Origin of the sequence: Xanthobacter variabilis (genome assembly GCF_043831965.2) — a bacterium.
Taxonomy (GTDB): Bacteria; Pseudomonadota; Alphaproteobacteria; order Rhizobiales; family Xanthobacteraceae; genus Xanthobacter.
The window spans coordinates 3,326,561-3,349,817 of the sequence record NZ_CM195533.1 but is presented as its reverse complement, the minus strand read 5'-3'; the positions used below and the strand labels follow the sequence as shown (position 1 = coordinate 3,349,817).

The 23,257-nt window shown below is 66.9% G+C and carries 25 protein-coding genes; 7 read left to right on the top strand and 18 right to left on the bottom strand.

Going from position 1 to position 23,257, the window contains the following annotated elements:
- Positions 1-22: 22 nt before the first annotated feature.
- The 6 genes from moaC to V5F26_RS14635 all read right to left on the bottom strand — a co-directional run bounded on the left by moaC (position 23) and on the right by V5F26_RS14635 (position 5,051).
- The gene (gene moaC / locus V5F26_RS14660) at positions 23-505 is read right to left on the bottom strand and encodes a cyclic pyranopterin monophosphate synthase MoaC (protein WP_394946284.1); all 483 of its coding nucleotides are present in this window, start codon (positions 503-505) and stop codon (positions 23-25) included.
- 228 nt (positions 506-733) lie between these two features.
- Positions 734-1,156 carry a DUF2147 domain-containing protein gene (locus tag V5F26_RS14655; protein WP_394056768.1) on the bottom strand — a complete coding sequence of 141 codons (423 nt, stop codon included), beginning with the start codon at positions 1,154-1,156 and terminating at the stop codon, positions 734-736.
- A 77-nt stretch (positions 1,157-1,233) separates the two neighbouring features.
- Positions 1,234-2,025: an indole-3-glycerol phosphate synthase TrpC gene (gene trpC, locus V5F26_RS14650; RefSeq protein WP_234050471.1), complete on the bottom strand. Its 792-nt coding sequence runs from the start codon at positions 2,023-2,025 to the stop codon at positions 1,234-1,236.
- Positions 2,025-3,056: an anthranilate phosphoribosyltransferase gene (trpD, locus tag V5F26_RS14645; RefSeq protein ID WP_394056770.1), complete on the bottom strand. Its 1,032-nt coding sequence runs from the start codon at positions 3,054-3,056 to the stop codon at positions 2,025-2,027. Before trpD ends, trpC begins: the two co-directional genes overlap by 1 nt.
- 9 nt (positions 3,057-3,065) lie before the next feature.
- Positions 3,066-3,662 carry an anthranilate synthase component II gene (locus tag V5F26_RS14640; RefSeq protein ID WP_394056771.1) on the bottom strand — a complete coding sequence of 199 codons (597 nt, stop codon included), beginning with the start codon at positions 3,660-3,662 and terminating at the stop codon, positions 3,066-3,068.
- A 387-nt stretch (positions 3,663-4,049) separates the two neighbouring features.
- Complete coding sequence (locus tag V5F26_RS14635; protein ID WP_234050818.1) at positions 4,050-5,051, bottom strand: 2-hydroxyacid dehydrogenase; 1,002 nt, start codon at positions 5,049-5,051, stop codon at positions 4,050-4,052.
- A 163-nt stretch (positions 5,052-5,214) separates the two neighbouring features.
- On the opposite strand from V5F26_RS14635, the gene V5F26_RS14630 reads away from it, so the two are divergent.
- Both V5F26_RS14630 and V5F26_RS14625 read left to right on the top strand, forming a co-directional pair.
- Positions 5,215-5,754: an SH3 domain-containing protein gene (locus tag V5F26_RS14630; RefSeq protein WP_394056773.1), complete on the top strand. Its 540-nt coding sequence runs from the start codon at positions 5,215-5,217 to the stop codon at positions 5,752-5,754.
- Positions 5,755-5,879: 125 nt separating this feature from the next.
- Positions 5,880-7,178, top strand: a complete 1,299-nt coding sequence (locus V5F26_RS14625; protein WP_394946283.1) for an NCS2 family permease — start codon at positions 5,880-5,882, stop codon at positions 7,176-7,178.
- Between the two features lie 17 nt (positions 7,179-7,195).
- Here the strand turns inward: V5F26_RS14625 and V5F26_RS14620 are convergent, their stop codons facing one another.
- Positions 7,196-7,927: a hypothetical protein gene (locus V5F26_RS14620; protein WP_234050466.1), complete on the bottom strand. Its 732-nt coding sequence runs from the start codon at positions 7,925-7,927 to the stop codon at positions 7,196-7,198.
- A 318-nt stretch (positions 7,928-8,245) separates the two neighbouring features.
- On the opposite strand from V5F26_RS14620, the gene secG reads away from it, so the two are divergent.
- The 4 genes from secG to V5F26_RS14600 all read left to right on the top strand — a co-directional run bounded on the left by secG (position 8,246) and on the right by V5F26_RS14600 (position 12,109).
- Entirely contained in the window at positions 8,246-8,656 is a 411-nt protein-coding gene (secG, locus tag V5F26_RS14615) for a preprotein translocase subunit SecG (protein WP_394056880.1), read from the top strand.
- Between the two features lie 111 nt (positions 8,657-8,767).
- The gene (gene pyrG, locus V5F26_RS14610) at positions 8,768-10,396 is read left to right on the top strand and encodes a CTP synthase (RefSeq protein WP_234050464.1); all 1,629 of its coding nucleotides are present in this window, start codon (positions 8,768-8,770) and stop codon (positions 10,394-10,396) included.
- A 363-nt stretch (positions 10,397-10,759) separates the two neighbouring features.
- Entirely contained in the window at positions 10,760-11,641 is an 882-nt protein-coding gene (locus V5F26_RS14605; protein ID WP_394946282.1) for a VOC family protein, read from the top strand.
- Positions 11,642-11,791: 150 nt separating this feature from the next.
- The gene (locus V5F26_RS14600; RefSeq protein ID WP_394946281.1) at positions 11,792-12,109 is read left to right on the top strand and encodes a DMT family transporter; all 318 of its coding nucleotides are present in this window, start codon (positions 11,792-11,794) and stop codon (positions 12,107-12,109) included.
- 155 nt (positions 12,110-12,264) lie between these two features.
- On the opposite strand, the gene V5F26_RS14595 is transcribed toward V5F26_RS14600, so the two are convergent.
- From V5F26_RS14595 to V5F26_RS14575, 5 genes are all read right to left on the bottom strand, one after another.
- Positions 12,265-13,275, bottom strand: coding sequence for a hypothetical protein (locus V5F26_RS14595; protein WP_394056778.1), 1,011 nt, complete (start codon positions 13,273-13,275; stop codon positions 12,265-12,267).
- Between the two features lie 95 nt (positions 13,276-13,370).
- Complete coding sequence (gene queF, locus V5F26_RS14590; protein WP_394056780.1) at positions 13,371-13,823, bottom strand: preQ(1) synthase; 453 nt, start codon at positions 13,821-13,823, stop codon at positions 13,371-13,373.
- Positions 13,824-13,940: 117 nt separating this feature from the next.
- The gene (locus V5F26_RS14585) at positions 13,941-14,462 is read right to left on the bottom strand and encodes a chromate transporter (protein WP_394056781.1); all 522 of its coding nucleotides are present in this window, start codon (positions 14,460-14,462) and stop codon (positions 13,941-13,943) included.
- The gene (locus tag V5F26_RS14580; protein WP_394056783.1) at positions 14,459-15,076 is read right to left on the bottom strand and encodes a chromate transporter; all 618 of its coding nucleotides are present in this window, start codon (positions 15,074-15,076) and stop codon (positions 14,459-14,461) included. Before V5F26_RS14580 ends, V5F26_RS14585 begins: the two co-directional genes overlap by 4 nt.
- Positions 15,069-15,989, bottom strand: coding sequence for a hypothetical protein (locus V5F26_RS14575; RefSeq protein ID WP_234050457.1), 921 nt, complete (start codon positions 15,987-15,989; stop codon positions 15,069-15,071). The genes V5F26_RS14580 and V5F26_RS14575 overlap by 8 nt, the downstream gene beginning before the upstream one ends.
- 350 nt (positions 15,990-16,339) lie before the next feature.
- Here V5F26_RS14575 and eno point away from each other — a divergent pair, with 350 nt between their 5' ends.
- Complete coding sequence (gene eno, locus V5F26_RS14570; protein WP_394946279.1) at positions 16,340-17,623, top strand: phosphopyruvate hydratase; 1,284 nt, start codon at positions 16,340-16,342, stop codon at positions 17,621-17,623.
- 106 nt (positions 17,624-17,729) lie between these two features.
- Here eno and V5F26_RS14565 read toward each other — a convergent pair whose 3' ends face one another.
- The 6 genes from V5F26_RS14565 to hemB form a co-directional block, all read right to left on the bottom strand.
- Entirely contained in the window at positions 17,730-18,404 is a 675-nt protein-coding gene (locus V5F26_RS14565; protein ID WP_234050455.1) for a MarC family protein, read from the bottom strand.
- A gap of 18 nt (positions 18,405-18,422) precedes the next feature.
- Positions 18,423-19,172 (bottom strand): arginyltransferase, encoded by a 750-nt coding sequence (locus tag V5F26_RS14560; protein WP_370640610.1) that lies wholly within the window; start codon positions 19,170-19,172, stop codon positions 18,423-18,425.
- A 79-nt stretch (positions 19,173-19,251) separates the two neighbouring features.
- Positions 19,252-19,794 carry an RDD family protein gene (locus V5F26_RS14555; RefSeq protein WP_394946278.1) on the bottom strand — a complete coding sequence of 181 codons (543 nt, stop codon included), beginning with the start codon at positions 19,792-19,794 and terminating at the stop codon, positions 19,252-19,254.
- A gap of 110 nt (positions 19,795-19,904) precedes the next feature.
- Positions 19,905-21,188, bottom strand: a complete 1,284-nt coding sequence (locus V5F26_RS14550; protein WP_394056789.1) for a threonine ammonia-lyase — start codon at positions 21,186-21,188, stop codon at positions 19,905-19,907.
- A gap of 60 nt (positions 21,189-21,248) precedes the next feature.
- Positions 21,249-21,938, bottom strand: coding sequence for an alpha/beta fold hydrolase (locus V5F26_RS14545; RefSeq protein ID WP_394946277.1), 690 nt, complete (start codon positions 21,936-21,938; stop codon positions 21,249-21,251).
- Between the two features lie 110 nt (positions 21,939-22,048).
- The gene (hemB, locus tag V5F26_RS14540; RefSeq protein WP_234050451.1) at positions 22,049-23,089 is read right to left on the bottom strand and encodes a porphobilinogen synthase; all 1,041 of its coding nucleotides are present in this window, start codon (positions 23,087-23,089) and stop codon (positions 22,049-22,051) included.
- Between the last annotated feature and the right edge of the window lie 168 nt (positions 23,090-23,257).

Sequence of the window (23,257 nt, the reverse complement as noted above, 5' to 3'; positions counted from 1 at the left end):
CGTTCCTTCCTTGTCTCGCCGGCTATGAGGCTTCCGCGCGCCACAGGCCACTGCGCCCGCCGGACTTTTCCTTGAGGCTGACGCCTTCGATGCGCATGCCGCGATCCACGGCCTTGGCCATGTCGTAAATGGTGAGGCACGCCACCGAGACGGCGGTGAGCGCCTCCATCTCCACGCCGGTCTGGCCGGAGGTCTTCACCCGCGCGGTGACGACGAGGCCGGGGAGGGCGCTGTCTGGGGCAATCTCCACTTCCACCTTGGAGAGCATGAGCGGGTGGCAGAGCGGAATCAGCTCATGGGTGCGCTTGGACGCCATGATTCCTGCGATGCGCGCCACGCCAAGCACGTCGCCCTTCTTGGCATTGCCGGAAAGAATCATCTCCAGCGTTTCAGGCGCCATGACCACCTGGCCCTGGGCCACGGCTTCGCGCGCGGTGATCGCCTTTTCGGAGACGTCCACCATCCGTGCGGCGCCCTGGTCGTCGAGATGAGTCAGGCGCGCCATGGGGACGCTGGCCTCCGGAATCGCTGCGGGTCGGGGGCAAGATGGAGCCAGCAGCCGGGCGTGTCCACCTCCAGGCTGTTCCCGGCTCCGGCAGCGGCGGAGCGCAATGGGGTGGAGAGTGGCGCGGTGTGCTTGCGGAAAGTGTTCTAAGTCAATTGGATAGAGCACTTCCGCCTTTCAGGGAATTGCGGAAGTGCTCTGGTCTCTGGTGTCGCTCCGCCGGCGGGATCAGCGCAGACGGGTCCAGGTCTGGGTCTTGCAGAGGGGGACGATGACGCAGCCCTTCAGCTTCAGCTTGTCGGCCCCGTCGAGGGTGATGGAAGCCGAATAGGTCTTGCCGTCATCGGCATTGTAGATGCTGCCGCCGCTCCACTCGTTCGGCCCGCCGCTGAAGCCGCTGAGAATGGTGAGCCCCTTCAGCGGGCGGTCACGCAGCTTGGCATCGGAATTATGGACGTCCTTCAGCCCCGGATCGGCCTTCAGGCCCTCGGAGGAGACCAGGCGCCCGCAGAGGCTGGCGCCACACTTGGAGATTTCCACCTGGCCGCCGCGGGTGGGCGTCTGCCACAGGCCGGTCGGGTCCGCCGCCAGCGCGGGACCCGCCACAAGCCAAGCCGCACCCGCAAGGGCGCCGAGAAGGGCCACTTTCATCACAATTCTCCCTATGCGCCGGCCTCTTCAGCGGGCCGGTGCGCACATTAAGGACGAAAGTGACGTATAGGGCAAGGTCAGGACGCAAGCAGGAGGGAAGTCGCGCTCGCGACATCCTCCTGGCGCATGAGGCTTTCGCCCACCAGGATGGAATGGATCCCCACCTGTCCCAGCCGTGCCACATCGGCGGCGGTGAAAATGCCGCTCTCGCCGATCACCAGCCGGTCCTTTGGCACGCGTGGGGCGAGCCGTTCGCAGGTGGCCAGGGTGGTCTCGAAGGTGCGCAGGTCGCGATTGTTGATGCCGATGAGGCGGCTGGGCAGGGCCAAGGCGCGGTCGAGCTCAGCGTCGTCATGCACCTCGAAGATCGCGTCCATGCCATAGGCGACCGCCGCAGCGGCAAGGTCGCCCGCCAGCGCGTCGTCCACCCCCGCCATGATGATGAGGATGCAGTCCGCCCCCCAGGCGCGGGCTTCCGCCACTTGATAGGTGTCGTACATGAAGTCCTTGCGCAGCACCGGCAGGTTCACCACCGCGCGCGCCGCCTTCAGATAATCCGGCGCACCCTGGAAGGAGGGGGTGTCGGTGAGCACGGAAAGGCAGGTGGCACCGCCGCGCTGATAGGCCCGCGCCAGGCTCGGCGGATCAAAGTCCGGCCGGATCAGGCCTTTGGAGGGGCTGGCCTTCTTGATCTCGGCGATAAGGGCGGTATGCCCGTCCGCGATATTGCGGGCAAGGGCCTCCGCGAACGGGCGCACGCGCGGTGCGGCCTTGGCCGCCGCTTCAATCTCCGCCAGCGGGTGCGCCTTCTTGGCGGCGGCGATTTCTTCGCGCTTATAGGCCTCGATGCGGGTGAGGATGTTGCTCATCACGCCGCCTCCGCCGCTGCTGCGGAAACCGCCACGAGCTTCTCGAGTTTGGCCTTCGCGGCGCCGGAATCGAGGCTGGCGGTGGCCATCTCCACGCCCTCGCGCAGGTCCTTGGCGCGGCCGGCGACCACCAAGGTGGCGGCGGCATTGAAGAGGGAGACGTCACGATAGGCGTTGCGGGCGCCGTCCAGCACAGCGGTGAGCGCAGCGGCGTTCACCTTGGCATCGCCGCCCTTCAGGGCTTCGGCCGGCGCGCGGCTCAGCCCCACATCCTCCGGCGTCACCTGGAAGGTGTGGATCTTGCCGTTCTCCAGAACGGCGATGTCGGTGGTGCCCGAAATGGTGATCTCATCCAGCCCGTCCGAGCCATGGACCACAAACGCGCGCTCCGAGCCCAGGGTCTTCAGCACCTCGGCCAGCGGCACGATCCAGGACTTGGCGAACACGCCCACCATCTGCCGCGTCACGCCCGCCGGATTGGAGAGCGGGCCGATGAGGTTGAAGATGGTGCGGGTGCCCATCTCCACACGGGTGGGGCCCACATGCTTCATGGCCGGATGGTGGGAGGGCGCGAACATGAAGCCGATGCCCGCCTCCGAAAGGCAGCGGGAGATGCCGGCCGGCGTCAGGTCGATGCGCACGCCAAGGGCGGCCAGCACATCGGCGGCGCCGGACTTGGAGGAGAGCGCGCGATTGCCGTGCTTGGCCACGGGCGCACCGGCACCCGCCACGATGAACGACGCGCAGGTGGAGATGTTGTAGGAGCCCGAGGCGTCGCCGCCCGTGCCCACCACGTCCACCGCATCGGCCGGGGCGGTGACGGGCAGCATCTTGGAGCGCATGACGGAGACGGCGCCGGCGATCTCGTCCACCGTCTCGCCGCGCACGCGCAGGCCCATGAGCAGCGCGCCCATCTGGGAGGGGGTGGCCTCGCCCGACATCATCTTGTCGAACACGATGGCCGCTTCGTCGCGCGTGAGGCTGGCGCCGGTGGCGACCTTGCCGAGCAGCGGCTTGAACTCGTCCGTCATCTTTCGTCCTCAGCCTTTGGCCGCGTTGAAGGCGGTCGCGATCTCCAGGAAATTGCGCAGGAGCGCGTGGCCGTTCTCCGAGGCGATGCTCTCGGGGTGGAACTGCACGCCGTGGATGGGCCGGGTCTTGTGGGCGAGGCCCATGATGAGGCCATCCGCCGTGTGGGCGGTGATCTCCAGCGTGTCCGGCAGGGTCTCGCGCTTCACGATCAGCGAGTGATAGCGCGTGGCCTGGAAGGAGTGGTTGAGGCCCCGGAACACACTCTTGCCCTCGTGCAGGATCTCAGAAAGCTTGCCGTGCATGGGGGTGGGCGCGCGCACCACATCGCCGCCGAACACCTGGCCGATGGCCTGGTGACCGAGGCAAACGCCGAACATGGGCACATCCGCCCCCGCCGCCGCGATCAGGTCGCAGCAGATGCCGGCTTCGGTGGGGGTGCAGGGGCCGGGGGAAAGCACGATGGCCTCCGGCTTTTCGGCCAGCACGTCGGCGATGGAAACCGCATCGTTGCGATGGACGGTGACGGTGGCGCCGAGCTCACCCAGATAATGCACGAGATTGTAGGTGAAGCTGTCGTAGTTATCGATCAGCGTAACGGCGGTCATAACGGCTCCCTGGCGGGTCCCGGCCCGATTGTCTCGGCGATTTTCGGCCGGTTAAAGCGGTCCGGACGGATGGGGTCAAGCGAAGGCGGCTCAGCAAATCAGCGCGCTTCGCACCATCGGTCGGACGCCTGGGCGGCGCCGGTTGCGCGCGGCGCGAGGCGGCCGCGGCGGTCTTCGAAATGGATAGGCATCAGGATCATCGATCGTCCCATCGCCCCGCGACCCGGTGGCCACACGGCGGTTGCGCGGGAAAGACTACGACGCGCGCGGCGCCAAGGGAAGGGCGGTGTGCGCCGCATGTGGCCTGCCGCCACCTCGGTTCTCGATGGTGACAAAGCGAAACGGCCGGGACGAGCCCGGCCGTTCGATCAATCCGCGAATTGTGCCTCACAGCATGGCGGGCAGCACGCGATCCGGCGGACGGTGGCCATCCATGAAGGTCTTGATGTTGACGATGACCTTCTCGCCCATGTCGATGCGGCCCTCGAGGGTGGCCGAACCGAGGTGTGGCAGCAGCACCACCTTGCCCTGGCGGGCGAGGCGCACCAGCTTGGGGTTGACCGCCGGCTCCTGCTCGAACACGTCGAGGCCGGCGCCGCCGAGTTCCCCAGCCTCCAGCAGGCGGGTGAGGGCGTTCTCGTCGATCACTTCGCCACGGGCAGTGTTCACCACATAGGCGTCGTTCTTCAAGAGCTTCAGGCGGCGGGCCGAAAGCAGGTGATAGGTGGCCGGGGTGTGCGGGCAGTTCACGGAGATGATGTCCATGCGCGCCAGCATCTGGTCCAGGCTGTCCCAATAGGTGGCGTCGAGCATTTCCTCGATGCCGGAAGGCAGCCGGTGGCGGTTATGGTAGTGGATCTGCAGGCCGAAGGCCTTGGCGCGCCGCGCCACCGCCTGGCCGATGCGGCCCATGCCGATGATGCCGAGGCGCTTGCCCCAAATGCGCCGGCCGAGCATCCAGGTGGGCGACCAGCCGGGCCACTCGTCCTTCTCGGAGATCATGACCTGCGCGCCCTCGGCGAGGCGGCGCGGCACGGCGAGGATGAGCGCCATGGTCATGTCCGCCGTGTCCTCGGTGAGGACGCCGGGCGTGTTGGTGACGGTGATGCCGCGGTTGAGCGCGCTCGCCACGTCGATGTGGTCGACGCCGTTGGAGAACGAGGCAATGAGACGCAGGTTCTCCCCTGCCTGCGAGAGCAGGGCGGAATCGATACGGTCGGTCACCGTGGGGACCAACACGTCAGCGGTTTTCACCGCCTCGATGAGGGCGGCCTGATCCATGGGCGTGTCGTCCACGTTCAGGCGAGCATCGAAGAGCTCGCGCATGCGCGTCTCGACCGATTCGGGCAGCTTGCGCGTGACGACGACAAGCGGTTTGCGGCGCACGATGGGCACTTCCCATTCCCCATTTCTTAACTCTTCTCGTCCCGTCTATCAGACAGGCGGGGAAACACAAGGCGTCCGGCAGCCCATCCGCTTGACGATGTCCCGCCGGGGGCGCACTGCCTCTGCCCGAAAATCTTGAGTGCGAAAGGACCAGCCGATGCTGTCGATGGCGCGAGCTCTTCCCCCAAAAAGCCCCCTGCGGAACCTGACGGCCCTCGCTCTGGCCGCCGTGGTGACCCTGGCCGGGGCGGGAATGGCCGTCGCCGCCGAGGACGGAACCTCGGGCCTGCCGGTGCCGCGCTTCGTCTCGCTCAAGGCGGACAAGGTGAATGTGCGCAACGGGCCGAACAAGGACCAGGACGTGGCCTGGGTGTTCTCCCGCTCCGGCCTGCCGGTGGAGGTGACGGCTGAGTTCGAGACCTGGCGGCGCATCCGCGATGCCGATGGCGCGGAGGGGTGGGTCTATCACTCCATGCTCTCCCTGCGCCGCACCGCGCTGGTGGCACCCTGGCTGAAGAACGAGACCGTGGTTCTGCGCGCCGAGCCCAATGCGGACGCCCGGGTGGTGGCCCGCCTGGAGCCCGGCGTGCTGGGCAATGTGAAGAAATGCGATGGCAAGTTCTGCCGGCTGACGGGCGAGGGCTTCGACGGCTATGTGCAGCAGTCCCAGCTCTTCGGCGTCTATCCCGACGAAAAGATCGAGTGACGGTGCCGCCGGCTATGGCTCGCGCGCGGCGGTGTCAGGTCGGGCGCCTGAGCGTTTTGCCCGCGTGAGGCGGTATCGTTCGGGCGGTAAAATGGCTTAGCTTTCTCCACAGGGGGAGGACCGCCATGGGCGCCGTGCTGGATCGCATTTTCAGGCTCGGGGAAAACGGAACTTCCGTGCCTGTGGAGGTGGGGGCGGGGGTCACCACCTTCCTCACCATGAGCTACATCATTGTGGTGAATCCGCAGATTCTGGCCGCCGCGGGCATCGACCAGGGCGCGGCTTTCGTGGCCACGTGCCTTGCCGCGGCGCTCGGCAGCCTCGCCATGGGGCTGGTGGCCAACTACCCCATCGCTCTCGCGCCCGGCATGGGCATCAATGCCTATTTCGCCTTCACCGTGGTGGGGGCCATGGGCGTGCCCTGGCAGACGGCGCTCGGGGCGGTGTTCCTTTCCGGATGCCTGTTCCTGCTGGTGAGCGTGTTGCGCCTGCGCGAGTGGCTGGTGAATTCCATTCCGCTCTCTCTTAAGCTGGGCATTGGGGCCGGTATCGGCCTGTTCCTCGGCCTGCTGGGGCTGCACGGCATGGGGGTGGTGGTGGCGAAGCCAGCCACGCTTTTGGCGCTGGGGTCGCTTGGCACCGCGTCCACCCTGCTCGCCTGTGTCGGGTTCGTTCTGATGGCGGGTCTTGCGGCGCGGCGGGTGCCGGGGGCGATTCTGATCGCCATCGGGGCTGTGACCCTGGCGGGCGTTCCCCTGGGTCTGGTGACGTTCACGGGCGTAGTGGCGCCGCCGCCCTCGCTCCTGCCCACTTTGCTTCAGCTCGATGTGGCGGGCGCACTGAGTGTGGGCATCGCCTCGGTCGTGTTCGCCTTCTTCCTGGTGGACCTGCTGGACAACATGGGCACCCTCATCGCGACCCTGCATCGCGCCGGCCTGATGCGCGCCGACGGCACGGTGCCGCGCCTGCGCCAAGTGCTGCTGGCCGATTCTGGCGGAGCGCTGGTGAGCAGCCTGCTCGGTACGTCGCCGACCGTGTCCTACATTGAAAGCGCGTCCGGCATCGCCGCCGGCGGGCGAACGGGCCTCGCGGCCGTGGTGGTGGCGGGGCTGTTCCTGCTCTGCCTGCTGTTCTCGCCGCTGGCGCTGGCGGTGCCGGCCTTCGCCACCGCACCGGCGCTGCTCTATGTGGCGTGCTCCATGCTCGGCGAGGTTCGGGACATCCGGTGGGAGGATGCGACGGAGGCGCTGCCCGCGGCCGTAACCGCGCTGGGCATCGTCTTCACCTTCTCCATCGCCACCGGCATCGGGCTGGGCTTCATCACCTATGTGGGCGTGAAGGCCATCGCCGGTCGCTGGAGGGAGATTGGAGGCGCCGTGTGGCTCATCGCTGCTGCCGCCGCGTTGATGCTGGCAGTGGGGTGAAGCGGGGCCCGCGGGCGTCAGGCCAGCTTCACCTCGGTGCTCTGAGTGCCGTTTTCGCCGTAGACGTTCTTCACTGCGGTTCCGCTGCCGTCGTGGCTCCAGCTCACCATCTTGGCTCCGTTGGGAACCCGCACATGGATGGAGAACTGGCCGAAGCTGAATGAGCCGTCGGGGTTGCGCGTGTAAATGGTGCCGGTCACCCCGCGCGAGCGCTTGATTTCCGCCAGCCCATCCTCAATCGCGCCCGGGCCGTTGGCCACCACGGCGTTGGCCTGGCTGATGGCGCTGATGGTCGAGGCGATCATCTGATTGAGATAGGTGACCATCCGATCGTCGGTCGCCGCGCCCAGGCTGGCCTGGAATCCCTGGAGCTGCTGCTGCAGGGCTGGGAGCTTCTGCAGGGTCTGGTTGAAGGTGATGATCGCGTCGATCAGCATGTCCTCGCTGGCGATGGAGAGCTTTTTCGAGCGCATGCTGGAGGCGGCCGTTGCGGTGCCGAGATCGGCGGCCGGCTTCGATTCGCCCACACCTTTGACGTCCGATTCGGTGTCGGTCGCATGGGTGCTGGAGATCCAGGCGTCGGTCGCGACGCTGGTTCCGCGGAGCCAGGCAGGGCTGGTGGCGGCGCCGATCTGGCCGGCCTGGCCCCCATCCGCTCCAGCGGTGGCGCCATTTACCGCCAAGCCCAGGTCCTGCGTCGCAGGGCGCGAGGACAAAAGATTCAGGGAGCTGTCAACAAGCGTCACCATGCGCCCCTCCTCGGAGGCGTGGAGCCCGCAAGGCTCATCATGTGCGCGCGGGCTCGGAAACCGGTGCCGACATCATGTCGACCGCATAGGAAGGCGGTGGGGATTCTGATGGCCTCACGTTACCACAGCTCCAGTCCGCTCCACAGCGTGAAAATTAGCCAGTTCCGCGCATTTTGCGGTGCCTGTGTGCGTGCGCGGTGAGGCGGGGAGCTCACGATAGGGTGTCCGGCGGGCCTTCCATCCGGCGGCGGCTTCGTGTAGATGACCCGCAACTGGCGTGCCCGGCCCTCCGGCTGCGGCGCGAAGATGATGGATTCCATGCAAACGGTTTTGATCGTCATTCACCTGTTGGTGGTGCTTGCGCTTATCGGCGTGGTGCTGATCCAGCGCTCCGAGGGGGGCGGGCTCGGCATTGGTGGCGGCGGTGGCGGCGGCGGTGGCTTTTTCACCGCCCGCGGCACTGCCAATGTGCTGACCCGCGCGACTGCCATTCTGGCCGTGCTGTTCTTCATCACGTCGCTGGCGCTGACCATCGTGGCTGGCTGGGGGCGTTCTCCCGGCTCCATCCTGGCGCCCGCTGGCCAGAGCCAGGGCGCGCCTGCCGCGCCGCAGAGCGGTGGCGCGACGATCCTTGATCAGATTCGCCCGCAGGGTAGCGGTGCGCAGGAAGCTCCGGCTACGCCTGCCCCCACGGCTCCTTCGGGTCCGCAGGTTCCGCAGTCACAGTGAGTGTGTCGCCGCGATCATTTCGCGGCGCCGTTCCTTCTCCACGGGCGAGGCGAGGCCGGATGCGGCTTCGCCCTCGCCGAATCGCGTTTGCACGAGGTAAGGTCAAGGCCCATGGCGCGCTATATCTTCATCACCGGCGGCGTCGTGTCTTCCCTGGGCAAGGGCCTCGCCTCCGCTGCCCTGGGCGCGCTGCTTCAGGCGCGCGGCTACACGGTTCGTCTGCGCAAGCTCGACCCCTATCTCAACGTCGATCCGGGCACCATGAGCCCGTACCAGCACGGTGAGGTGTTCGTCACCGACGATGGCGCGGAGACGGATCTCGACCTTGGTCATTACGAACGGTTCACCGGGCGCCCGGCCTGCAGGCAGGACAACATCACCACCGGCCGCATCTATCAGGACATCCTGACCAAGGAGCGCCGGGGCGACTATCTGGGCGCCACCATCCAGGTCATTCCCCACGTCACCAACGCCATCAAAGACTTCGTCCTGGAGGGCAATGAGGGCTTTGACTTCGTGCTGGTCGAGATCGGCGGCACGGTCGGCGACATCGAGGGCCTGCCCTTTTTCGAGGCCACCCGCCAGCTCAAGAACGAGCTGCCCCGCGGCCATGCCATCTTCATTCATCTCACGCTGCTGCCCTACATCCCATCTGCCGGCGAGGTGAAGACCAAGCCCACGCAACATTCGGTGAAGGAGCTGCGTTCGATCGGCATTCAGCCGGACATCCTGCTGTGCCGCACGGATCGCGAGATCCCGCGCGAGGAGCGCCGCAAGCTTTCGCTGTTCTGCAATGTGCGCGAGAGCGCGGTGATCGAGGCGCGCGACGCCGACAACATCTATGCGGTCCCGTCGGCCTATCACGCCGAGGGCCTCGACAAGGAAGTGCTCGCGGCCTTCAACATCGAGCCGGCGCCGGCGCCCAATCTCAAGCGCTGGACTGACATCGAGAAGCGCGTGCGCAACCCCGAGGGCGAAGTGACCATCGCCATCGTCGGCAAGTACACCGGGCTGAAGGACGCCTATAAGTCGCTGATCGAGGCGCTGGCCCATGGCGGCATCGCCCATCAGGTCAAGGTGAACCTGGACTGGATCGAGAGCGAGACGTTTGAGCGCGAGGATCCCACGCCCTTCCTGGAGCATGTGAACGGCATTCTCGTCCCCGGCGGCTTCGGCCAGCGCGGCGCTGAGGGCAAGATTCGCGCGGCTCAGTTCGCGCGCGAACGCCAGGTGCCCTATCTCGGCATCTGCTTCGGCATGCAGATGGCGGTGATCGAGGCTGCGCGCAATCTCGCGGGAATTGAGAAGGCCAATTCCACCGAATTCGGCCCGACGTCTGAACCGGTGGTGGGCCTGCTTACCGAGTGGCTGCAGGGCAATGAGCTGCAGCGCCGTAGCGCGGCCGGCGATCTGGGCGGCACCATGCGGCTTGGCGCCTATCCGGCCCATCTGGCGCCGGGCAGCAAGGCCGAGGCGATCTATGGCAAGAGCGACATCTTCGAGCGCCATCGCCATCGCTACGAGGTGAACACCGCGTATCGCGAACGGCTCGAGCAGCACGGGCTCAAATTCTCCGGCATGTCTCCGGATGGGCTGCTGCCCGAGATTGTCGAGCATCAGAATCACCGGTGGTTTGTCGGCGTACAATTCCATCCGGAGTTGAAGTCCCGCCCGTTCGAACCGCACCCGTTGTTCGCGTCCTTCATTGGCGCGGCGATGGAGCAGAGCCGGCTTGTGTGATCGGCAGCTGCCTGAGACGCGTTCCAGAGCTTGGGTTTTGGGCGGCTGGCGCGTGCTTCGTGGGCCATTGATTGTGGCATCAGGGTGCCGTCATTGCGGCTGCGCGCCACATTTTCAATTCGCAAACATGGCATCCTGCGGCTAAGCTCGCCGCAGGAGCGGGGCGCTTTTGCGCCGCGGATCTACATTCTGCGTGATCCTTCCGTCTCCCGGCCGTGCCGGCAACGCATGCCAAGCGTGCGTGGGCGAATGATATTGGCGGCCGCCGAGGGCCTTGGCCCGACGCATTCAAAACTGCGTTCAAAGTCCGGTCTTCCGCTGCGCTTCGCCCCGGCCGGACACCCTTGAAACAAAGGAGATGCCATGCGACGCGGCCTCGATCACGTGGTTCACCTCGTCCGTGACCTCGACGCAGCAGGCGAAACCTACGACCTGCTGGGCTTCACGGTGGGGTCGCGCAATGCGCACCCGTGGGGCACTGAAAACCGCATCGTCCAGACCCCTGGATTTTTCATCGAGCTGTTGCAGATCACCGATGCCGCCAAGATTCCGGCGGCCGAGCCCGGTCACTTCTCGTTCGGCGCCTTCAATGCCAACTTCCTTTCCACCTGTGGCGAAGGCTTGTCCATGATGGTCCTGGAAGGCACTAATGCCGCCGCTGAGCAGGCCCTGTTCGATCAGGCTGGCTTCGGTGGCTTCGAGCCGGTGGAGTTCTCCCGGAAGGCGCGCCGGCCGGATGGGCAGGAGGTGGATGTCGGCTTCGGGCTCGCATTCGCGCAGGAGCCCGCCTCTCCGGATTTCGCGGCTTTCACCTGCACCCAGACGCACCCGGAGAACTTCTGGTCGGTCGACCTGCAGCGCCATTCAAACATGGTGTCAGGGGTGAGCGGGGTGGTGCTGGTGGCCGACACGCCGGTGGAGCACCAAGCCTTCGTGAACACTCTGACCGATGTGCCCCTCCTGCGCGCGCGGGACGATTGGTACGTGGCGCAGACGCCGCGCGGGCAGATCGACGTGATGAGCCGGCCGCTGTTCACCGAGCGCTATGGCGTGCCCGCGCCGAAGGGGCCGGGCCTGCGCGTGGCTGCGGTTCGATTCGCGACGACCGGCGCGGAAGAGCTGCGGCGCTCGCTCGCGGCGCGGCGCATGGTGGAGGAATCCATTGCCGGTGTGGTGGTGGTGCCGCCACGGTCCGCCGCGGGTGCTACGCTGGTGTTCGAGGTCACCGACGACAAAAGCGCATAGTGCGGCATTTTTTTGCAGCTGGGCCTCTGGTCGTGAAGGCGCGATCGGGTAAAGGAGAAGGGCGGGGACAGGCGGTCCCCGCCGAGCGCGGACGGCCGCGCTGTTCTCCCTCGTGCGGCGGGGACGACCCCGCTTCCCTGGTGTTCCCCAATGGCATGGGTGTATCTGCTCGCGGCCGGTTTCACTGAAATCGCCTGGGCCGTCGGCATCAAATATTCTGAAGGCTTCACGCGGTTTTGGCCGAGTGTTCTTACCATCGGCGCGATCGCACTGAGCCTGCTTCTGCTGTCTCTGGCACTGCGGGGCATCCCCCTGGGCACCGCATACGCGGTGTGGGCCGGCATCGGAACGGTCGGCACGGCCCTTGTGGGCATTATGTTCTACGCGGAAACGGCCGACATCCTACGGCTGGTCTCGATCGGCCTCGTGGCGCTGGGGATCGTGGGGCTGAAGCTGGTCACGCACTGAGCGGCCCGGCGGCGCCTTGGCCTGTCACTGCGGTCACACCGGAGCGTTTCCCGGGCGAAGTGGAAACCGGTTCGCGTGACGGACGCGCGGGAAAGCGCGAGGCCGCGTGCCTCCGCGCGTCCATGAAGAACTGAAGCGGTCTGGTTGGGGGCCAGCTAGTTGGGAGCCAGGAGCTCGCCGCGCGCGCGGTCATAGCGCCACATGGCGCCGGGCATCACCTGGAAGCCGCCCATGGCCCGCTCGACCGTGTTTTCGCACGCATGGTCGAAGCGGCCCTTCAGGGCGGCCACGCCCGCCTTGGTCAAGCTGATCTCGGCGGAGGCATAGGCGCGGTAGCTGCGCTCCGCCGGGCTGCCGTCTCCCGGCGCAAAGGCGAGGGCGCCGCACTCGCTGGTCTGGAACGGAAGGCCGGAGATCAGCGGCTCGTGGGCGAAGGCCAGCCCATCGAGGCGCAGGAAGAAGGGCAGGTCCGCCAGAAACTGGGCCTCATCCATGGAATGAACGGCGGCGAACAGGTGCGCGACCTTGCGCGGTCCGTCAGCCAATTCTTCCAGAATCCGCTGCTCGGTGAGGGACAGGCCGGAGCGTGGCGCCGGCAGCTCGGCCAGCAGCCGCCGCAAGGCGGACACCAGATAGGGCAACGCCTCATGGGGCTTCGCCGCGAAGGTGGCGAGCGCGGTCGGGGTTGGGGCGGTGAAGGCGTCCCAGGCCTCGCGCGCGGTTTCGATCTGAAGGGCGGTGACCGGCATTCGGCGATGCTGCATCGCCTGCAGCTCGGCCGGCTCCATCACCCCGATGTAGTGATTCGCCTGCACCAGAAAGAGGCCCATGCGCTCCGGCTCATGGGAGAAATAATGCAGCAGCTGGATGAGCTGGAGCTGGTCATAGAGGTCGTGCTCGAACCACAGCTCCACCTCGGTGTAGGCGGAATGCACATCGAGCTGTGCATCACGGTGGGCGAAGTCGGCGCGCACGCTGTCCAAAGGCAGGCCGAGGGCGGCGGACAGGAAGTCCGCGCGGGTGTCGGAAACCTCGTCCAGCAGGGCGCTGCTGGGCACCGGGCCATCGTGCAGCATGTCCTGCCACGGCAGGAGATGACCGGCGATATGCGCCGCCTGGAGCCGCTCTACAGCCGCGTCGCCATTGGTGACGATGAGCTTCGGCATGCACAATTCCTCCTGCGGCAGCGTGTCCTGGCAGCGTCCTTTGCGCGGAGGGCGAGAGGCCTGTGCGTGAGACAGGCTGCTCGCCTGCGCCGCACTCAGCCGCGTCCGCGATAGGATGCCACCCCCGTGTCGGGTAACCACGCTCCGGCGGGAAGGGTTCCCGTCTGCCAGAAAACATCGATCGGAATACCGCCGCGGGGGTACCAGTAGCCGGCAATACGCAGGAAGCGCGGCGAGAGAAGGTTCGCCACGCGCTTGCCGATGGACACCGTGCAGTCCTCGTGGAACGCGCCGTGATTGCGGAAGCTGGCGAGGTACAGCTTCAGCGACTTGGATTCGAGCAGAAACTGGTCCGGCACATAGTCGATGACCAGGTGGGCGAAGTCCGGCTGCCCCGTTACCGGACACAGGGATGTGAACTCCGGGCAGGTGAAGCGGGCCACGTAGTCGGTATCCGCATGGGGGTTCGGCACCCGGTCGAGCACCGCCGCCTCGGGCGAGGGGGGCAGGTCCGTATGTGCGCCGAGCTGTAGCGGTCGGTCGGTCATGGGTCGTGGGTCCTTGTCCTGGCACGCGGCACCGGCCGTGGCTCAGGGCGCTTTGGGCCGGTGCGGGCCGCAGTTTGCGCGGGCGGCCTCCAAGGTCAACCGCATCGGGCGGCCGCCTCAGCGGAAAAGGAAATAGCCGATGGCGCCGGAGGCGGCGATGAGGGGAATGGGGTTCATCCGCGTCGCCAGCAGGATGCCGAACACGCCCAGCGCGATCATGGCTCCTTCCCACCCGGTCACGGTGCTGCGGGCGATACTGATGGAGCCGGCCAGGAGCAGGCCGATGGAAACCGGCGCAAGACCCCGCTGAATGGAGGCGCGCCAGGGCCAATGGTCCAGCCGGTTCCACAACCGACCAACCCACAGGGTGAACAGGCCGGTGGGAAGGAAGAAGGCCACGACCACCGCCAGCGCGCCCACCGGGCCCGCGACCCACTGGCCGACGCCGGCGATCATCATCATGTTCGGGCCGGGCGATACCTGGCCCACGCTGTAAATGTGGACGAGCTGCGGCACCGTCATCCAGTGGAAGGTGTCCACCACCAGGGTCTTCATTTCCGGGAACGCGGCCATGCCGCCGCCCACCGTGAGCAATGAGAGGTAGGCAAAGACGCCGATCAGGGCTGGAAGCTGGCTCATGACCCTGTCTGCTCCTGCGTCTTCTCGCTTTGCATCTTTTCCGCCGCCAGCTGGCTGGGGCGGTACCAGTAGATGGCGACGGCGCCGGCCAGCACCAGCACCAGCAGGACCGAGAGGTGCAGCACGTTCACGCCGATGACGGTCAGCGCCACCAGGATGAAGTCCGCCCAGCGCGCCAGCGTCTTGCGGCCGAGCTGGACGGTGACGGAGAAGACGAGGCCCACCGCCGCCGCCGAAACCCCGTGCAGCACGGCCTGCATGCCCACCTCGGAGTGCTGCGAGGCCGCATAGGCGCCGGCCGCGACTGACATCAGCAGGCCGCCCGGCAGGCAGATGCCGACCAGCGCCGCCGCCGCGCCGGCAGTGCCGCGCAGTCGGTCTCCCACCAAAATCGCCATGTTGGAGGCGTTGAGCCCCGGCAGGGTCTGGCAGATGGACAGGAGTTCGACGAAGGTTTCGTCGGCGATCCATTTGCGGCGCCCCACCAGGCCGGTACGCAGATAGGCCACGACGCCGCCGCCGAAGCTGGTGGCGCCGATGATGAGGAAGCCCACGAAAATCTCGCGCAGGCTCACCTGCAACGTTTCGGGCCGCGGCGCAGGCTGCTCATTCATGGTTTTGCGGGGGATTGCCCTGCAGGCGGTAGACCGCGGCGGTCTTGGTGGTGCCGAGCAGCACCCAGTCCCGTGCCTCATCCTGCAGGGCGCGGAAGAAGGCATCGCTGCGCTGGAGGGCCTTCGGGCTCATGTCGCTCTGATGGGCGTAATGGACCTGATAGGCGAACTCGCCGACCAGCTGCCGCTGCTCACCGCGTGTGCGCCACACCGAGACATTGCAGGGGGCGATCATGCCTCGTCCGAAATCCAACGTGCCGAGCTGTTGCAGCACTTCTTCCACTGCGGTGTGGTTCACCAGCTGCACATGCTCGCCGCAGTCTTCCAGTACCGGTAGCAAGGCGGGAAAGACCCGCGCCAGCGTGTCCGGACTCAGCGGATCGCCGATCCCCCGAGGATGAAAGGGAAACTCGACATTGTGCGAGAATAGGGAGCGCACGCCACCCAGCCGATTGCGGAGCGGCAGCGTCTCTTCCTTGAACTTGATGCGGTAACTGCCCTGGATCTGCGGCCGCACATCCAGCGCGGCTGCCTTGTCGCGGTCTGGATGGCGGTATTTGAAGACGATTTCCGGGTCGCCCACGGGAAAGCCATCCTCGTAGGTGACGCGTCGGCGCAGGATGAAGGAGTTATTGTAGAGACGGAAATCGTGGGTATCGAGGAACAGCACCTCGCGAATTTGCGGGCGAAGTCCCCGGGCAGGGCGCGGATCGAAGTCTATACCCTGGTGCTTGGCAACCTTTGCCACGATCTTGGCGAAGTCGAAGAAACTTTGGACGGATGTGAAGCGCAGCCCCTGCAGGATGATTTTTGCTTCGAGATAGCGCACCTCGTCATAAGGGTGCCCGTCTGCATAAAGTTGAGATGTGTCATCCACACCACTCACGGTATCTTCGGTCTGGTCCTGCGTCACCGGTCCGTCCCCCGCAGAGCGCCGCGCCGGCGCGAAAACCGCATCTGTAGCTAGCACTTATCCATTGCCTCGAAGAATGCGCAAGCGCCTTGGCGGGCGCCGCGCCGGGCCGGCGCGCATTTCTTTTGCGCGCTCCGCAGGGGGAAGCGCGGCAGCGGTGCGTTTTCGCGATTCAAAGAGCATGAAAAATGCTCTAGAAGCGGCCCGCCCGGGGGCGCGTGGTCCGCACCTAGCGGAAGATGCCACGGGCGAGGGATCAGCGACGGATCGGACACGTGGACGCTCACGTGGGGGTGGCAGGGCCGCCTTCCGGCATCCGGCGCACGCACGAGATGAGGGAAGGACCGTTCATGACCGCCATCGTCGACATCATCGGCCGCGAAATTCTGGACAGCCGAGGCAATCCGACGGTCGAAGTGGATGTGGTGCTGGAAGACGGCTCCATCGGCCGCGCCGCAGTGCCGTCGGGGGCCTCCACCGGTGCCCATGAGGCCGTGGAGCTGCGCGACGGCGACAAGGAGCGCTACCTGGGCAAGGGCGTCCTGCGCGCCGTGGATGCGGTCAATGGCGAGATTTATGATGCCATCGGCGGCTTCGAGGTGGAGGATCAGGCGCACATCGACGCCACCCTCATCGCCCTGGACGGCACCCCCAACAAGGCCCGCCTGGGCGCCAACGCCATTCTGGGCGTGTCGCTGGCGGTGGCCAAGGCCGGCGCGCTGGCCAACAACCTGCCGCTCTACCGCTATGTGGGCGGCGTGAACGCCCGCACCCTGCCGGTGCCCATGATGAACATCGTCAATGGCGGCGCCCATGCGGACAATCCCATCGACTTCCAGGAATTCATGATCCTGCCGGCCGGCGCCGAATCCTTCTCCGAAGGCCTGCGCTGGGGCTCGGAGATCTTCCACACCCTGAAGAAGGGCCTGAAGGACGCCGGCCACAACACCAATGTGGGCGACGAGGGCGGCTTCGCCCCCAACCTGGCTTCCGCCGAGGCGGCTTTGGATTTCGTGCTCAAGGCCATTGAGACCGCCGGTTTCAAGCCGGGTGAGGACGTCTATCTCGGCCTCGACTGCGCCTCCACCGAGTTCTTCAAGGACGGCGCCTACAATTATGCGGGCGAGGGCAAGGTGCGCGATGTGGAAGCCCAGGTGAAGTACCTGGCTGAGCTCGTCGGCAGCTATCCCATCGTCACCATCGAGGACGGCATGGCCGAGGATGACTGGGCCGGCTGGAAGCTGCTCACCGACGCCATCGGCTCCAAGTGCCAGCTGGTGGGCGATGACCTGTTCGTCACCAACGTGGAGCGCCTGTCGCGCGGCATCAAGCAGGGCGTGGGCAATGCCATCCTGGTGAAGGTGAACCAGATCGGTTCGCTGACCGAGACGCTGGACACCGTGGAGCTGGCGCACACCAATGCCTATCGCGCCGTGATGTCCCACCGCTCCGGCGAGACCGAGGATTCCACCATCGCGGATCTGGCCGTCGCCACCAATTGCGGGCAGATCAAGACCGGCTCGCTGGCCCGCGCGGACCGCACCGCCAAGTACAACCAGCTGCTGCGCATCGAGCAGGAGCTGGGCGACACCGCGCGCTATGCCGGCAAGGCCGCGCTGAAGGCCCTGTCCTGAGACCCGTCCCGCGCCCGTCCTCCGGGAGGGGCGCGCCGGTGGGTGGCGCTGGAAGAATGAGGGGGCCTCGCGGCCCCCTTTTTCATGTCCGCTGAATGGCCGCGACTCAGGCCGGCATGGCGCGCATGTCGTTGATGAGCTCGTGCAGGCCGAGCCAGACGATCTGCAGGCCGATGGCAAGCAGGATGAATGCGAACAGGCGAATCAGCACGCTGGTTCCCGTGTGCCCCAGAACCCGCTCGATAGTGGGCGCCTCGCGGAAGCAAAAATAGACCGTGAGGGAGATAGCGAAGAGCCCGGCCAGGGCGCCGAGGATCTCGCTCATGATGTCCGTAAGGTCGTTGGCCGCGATGGCGGCGGGACCAGCGGAAAGGGCGATGGTGGTGGCGATGGCGCCCGGCCCGACGGTCAATGGCAGGGTAAGGGGGTAGAAGGCCTGGTCCAGCGCCTCGCTGTCGTCGAGGGTGTTACCATCGGTCTTGTTGGCGGGCTTGTCGTCCGAGTGCAGCATCTGCCAGCCCACGGAGGCCACCACCAGGCCGCCGGCCACCCGCAGCACCGGCAGCGTCACGCCGAAGAAGAGCAGAACCTTTGCTCCCACGACCATGGTGGCCACCAGCAGCAGGAAGCCGAACAGGGCGACCTTGCGGGCCACCAGCTCCCGCGTGCCGGGGGAACAGCGCTGAACCAGGGTGAGGAAAATGGGCGCGCTGCCGAGGGGATTGACGATGGGAAAGAGCGCGGCATAGACCGCGACGAATACGTTGAAGAAGGAACTCATCCGGGTCCTCTTCCGCTCCTATTTGTCCACCCGCTCCCAGCCGTGGGGCGAAAGGCGCTCCTGGGGCAGGAACCGGCGCTTGTAGTCCATCTTGTGCGACCCCTGCACCCAATAGCCCAGATAAACGTAAGGCAGGCCCATGTCCCTGGCGCGCGCGACGTGGTCGAGGATGAGGAAGGTGCCGAGAGAGCGGTGCGGCACCTGCGGGTTGTAGAAGGAATAGACCATGGACAGCCCGTCGGAGAGGATGTCCGTCAGCGCCACCGCGATCAGGTCTCCGGTGCCGCGCCCCAGGAATCGCGAATCCACATTGCGGTTGCGATATTCGATGAGACGGGTGTCGACGTGGGTATCCTCCACCATCATCGCGTAGTCGAGCACGCTCATGTCCGCCATGCCGCCATCGCCGTGGCGGGTGGTCACATAAGCGCGGAAAAGGCTGTATTGCTCGGATGTGGGAGAGGGTGACCGCACCGCCCCGATAAGGTCCGCATTGGCGGCACGCACCCGGCGCAGGCTCTTGGTTTCAACGAAATCGTCGACGCAGATGCGGACGGAGACGCAGGCCCGGCACCCCTCGCAGGCAGGCCGGTAGGCGATGGACTGGCTGCGGCGGAAGCCGCCCTGGGTGAGCACGTCGTTGAGCGTGGCCGCCCGCTCGCCCACAAGGTGCGTGAACACCTTCCGCTCTTCCCGGTCGGGCAGATAGGGGCAGGGGGCGGGCGCCGTCAGATAGAATTGCGGCGTATCACGGGGGTGCTCGCTCACGGTCCTTGATCCTCAGGAGACTACAGGATCGCTGGAGCGCGACAGCACGTCAAAGGCGAAATGGTCCGCAACGGGATTTTCATTGGGAGCGCCGCAACATGCTGGCGCGGGCGGCCGAGTTCACCACCACCGTTCCGGCCGCGAAATCGTGCAGCAGGCGGCGCCGGTCGTTGAACAGGGCGACCACCAGGATCAGCGGCGTGAGCGCGCTTAGCGACACCCAGAACAGCACCGCGTGCACCGCGCCCAGCAGCGAGTAGCAGGGCGCGCCGTACCAGGTCCGCATTTCGATATCCATCAGCCGCATGCCCAGGGTCGCCGAGGCCGGCGAGCCCAGGGTGATCGCGTTGTAGGCGATGGCCCAGATGACGAATGCCGGGCCGAGCAGGGGAAACAGCATCCACCCCAGGCTCAGCGTCACGATGCCGAACACGAAGATGAAGATGGCGAGCCCGACGATGGGGCCGAGAATCATCACCACATCCACGCAGAAAGCGATGAGCCGGCGGGAGAGCACGCCCTCGAAATATTCCGGCTGGGTCACCGGGTCGAAGGCATGGGGCTTCACCCCGTCGGCCGCGCCTTGGTACGGATCGCGGTAGGCATCGCCGGTATTGGTCATCTGGTGTCCCTCATGGGGCGGAGCTTGCTTGAGGCGGAGCTTGCTTGGGGCGGAGCGTCATGACCCTTGAACGTGGGGGGCATCGCCCCCCGGCGCAAGGGAAGGCGGCTTCACCACTCGGCGCCGCCGGCCCCCAGGCGCTGCACCGGCAGGCCCTCCGCCTCCAGCGCCTTCTGGATCAGCTCGGCATGGGCCTGGTCGCGGGTCTCCACGGTCAAATCGAGCCGGGTGCCCTTGGCCGGCACGTCCAGGAAGGTGCGCCGGTGGTGCACCTCGAGGATATTGGCCCCGAGCTTGCCGAGCAGCGTGGAGATGATGCCGAGCATGCCCGGCCGATCCAGAATGGTGAGGCGGAAGGAGACGATGCGGCTTTCCCGCTCCAATTCGCGCATGAGGATGCCGGCGATCATGCGCGGGTCGATATTGCCGCCGCACAGCACCAGCCCCACGGTCTTGCCCCGGAAGCGCTCCGGCTCGGTGAGAAGGGCAGCCAGGCCGGCGGCGCCGGCGCCTTCCGCCAGGGTCTTCTGGTGCATCAGGAAGGCGTTCACCGCCCGTTCCAGCGCGGTTTCATCCACCAACACGATATTGGGCACCAGCCGGCGGATGATCTGCGAGGTGAGCGCTCCCACATTGCGCACGGCGATGCCCTCGGCCAGCGTGGGCCCGCCGCAGGGCCGCGCCACCCCCGTCAGGGCGCTCCACATGGCGGGGTAAAGGGCCGCCTCGACGCCCACGATCTCGGTTTGCGGCGCGCGGCCGGCGAACGCCAGCGCCATGCCCGCCATCATGCCGCCGCCGCCGATGGGAACCACCACCGCGTCGAAGGCGGGCCCGTCCTCCATCATCTCCAGGGCGATGGAGCCCTGGCCGGCGATCACGTCGCGGTCGTCATAGGGGTGGACGAAGACGCGCCCCTCCATCTGCGCGATGCGCTCGGCCTCCGCCTGGGCATCGGCCACGGTGTCCCCGAACAGCACCACATGGGCGCCGAACGCCTCGGTGGCGCTCACCTTCACCTGGGGGGTGGTTTCGGGCATCACGATGGTGGTGGCGATGCCGAGGCGCGCCCCGTGATAGGCCACCGCCTGGGCGTGATTGCCCGCCGACATGGCGATGACGCCCCGCGCCGCCTCCTCCGCCGACAGGCGGGAGAGCTTCACCAGCGCGCCGCGCTCCTTGAAGGAGGCGGTGACCTGAAAGTTCTCGTATTTCACCCACACATCGGCGCCGGTGAGGGCGGAGAGCCGGGGGGCGCGCAGGGTCGGGGTGTGCAGAACGGCACCGGCGAGCAGCGGGCGGGCGGCTTCCACGTCGGCAAGGGTCACGGGCAGATCGGCCATGACGGGCTGAGAGGCCGGCTGCGCGAGGGACGGGGACGTAGACTGGGGCATGAGCGTTCCTTCCCGCCACTTGGGGCGTCAGATTATGGGAGTTGCCGCGATCTGGCCACTTCAGCCGGTGAGGGCCCGCTCCAGCTCGCGGTAGAAAATGTCGCGCGCCTCCTGCTCCACCCACGGCCGGTGGCCGCACCGTGGCAGCGGCACGAACCGGAAGTCCCGCGCGACGGCGCGCAGCGGCTGCTCCACACCCGCCGCCGGATGCGGATCGTAATCGCCGTGGATCGCGACGATGGGGCAGCGGATGGTACCGGTGAGCCGCAGCAATTCGCCTGATCGGCGAAGCTCGGCAGCCTGCGGCCACACGCTTTCATAGATGGCCGGGTCGAAGTCGGCTTCGGCCTCGGCCTGCGGGATCGCCCGCCAGGTATCACAGGCGGCGAGAAGCGCCATGATGCGGGCCTGGCTGGCAGGGCCGCCCATGTCGTTGTTCTCAAGGCAGGTCTTCAGGAACCGGGCATCCGCCGCGGTGAGGCGGGACAGGCGCGTGGGGAGAATGGTGGCGGCGTATTCGGGCGTGAACGGGCCGCTTCCCACCAGGATCACACGGGACACGAGGGTGGGTGAATCGGCGGCCAGCAGGCAGGCGAGCCATGCCCCCCAGGACCAGCCGATGACGGCAAGCGGAGGGCTGCCGTGCCGCTCCAGGACCTCCTTCAGTTCGCGGACCTGGCCCGAGACCGACCGCGCGCTCTGAGCCGGCTCGAGCACGCCATAGCCCCGCGCCGCCAGCGCGTGCGCCACAGGAGCGACCTCACCGGCGGCGCCGGGCCCACCATGGAGCACGGCGACGCGGTAAGGGGGCTCGCCATGGCGCCTCAGCCCATCGCGAAAGGGCGCGGCCACCGGTGTCTTCAGCCGGCGGCGAGGCGTTCGGCGACGCGCGGGGCGAAATAGGTGAGGATGCCGTCCGCGCCGGCGCGCTTGAAGGCCATGAGCGCTTCCAGCACGATGCGGTCGCCATCCACCCAGCCGTTGCGGATGGCGCCTTCGATCATCGCGTATTCGCCGGACACCTGATAGGCGAAGGTGGGCAGGCCGAAGGCCTCCTTCAGCCGCCACACGATGTCGAGATAGGGCAGGCCGGGCTTCACCATCAGCATGTCGGCGCCCTCCTCCACGTCCAGCGCCGCCTCGCGCAGGGCCTCCAGGCCATTGCCGGGGTCCATCTGGTAGGTGCGCTTGTCGCCGGAAAGGGTCTTGGCGGTGCCGATGGCGTCGCGGAACGGACCGTAGAAGGCCGAGGCATACTTTGCCGCATAGGACATGATCTGCACATCGGTGAAGCCGGCCTCGTCAAGCCCGGCGCGGATGGCGCCCACGCGGCCGTCCATCATGTCGGAGGGGGCGATCACGTCGGCGCCCGCTTCCGCCTGCACCAGCGCCTGGCGCACCAGGATGTCCACCGTCTCGTCATTGAGGATGCGCCCGTCATCCAGAAGCCCGTCATGGCCATGGCTGGTGAAGGGGTCGAGGGCCACGTCGGTGATGAGGCCGATCTCGGGAACCTCCGCCTTGATGGCGCGCAGGGTCTGGCACACGAGATTGTTCTCGTTCAGCGCCTCGCTGCCCTCGGGATCCCGCAGGGTGGGATCAATGTAGGGAAACAGCGCCAGGGCGGGGATCTTCAGCTTCGCCGCGCGCTCGGCGGCGCGCACCGCCTCGTCCACCGTCAGCCGCTCCACGCCGGGCATGGAGGCGATGGGCGCGCGGGTGGCTTTGCCCTCCATCACGAAGATCGGCCAGATCAGGTCGTCGACGGAGAGGGCCGACTCACGCACCAGCCGACGGGCCCAATCGCTCTTGCGGTTGCGGCGGGGGCGCTGGACCAGATCGAGCCGCGACGTGCGGGCGGGTTCCGAAACCGGATGGATGCGGGACGAAGTGGGGGCCATGGATCAACTCTTGTCTGGCTGCGGCGCGGGGAGCGCCTCGGCGGTCGGTGCCCGCGGAACGGCGGCGATCCCATCCACCGCCGGTCTTCGACCGGTGCCGGGTGGGTTCGCGCAAGCCGCGCAGGCTGGACCAGAGGCCCATGAGTGAAGTTCATGAGCCGTTCGTAT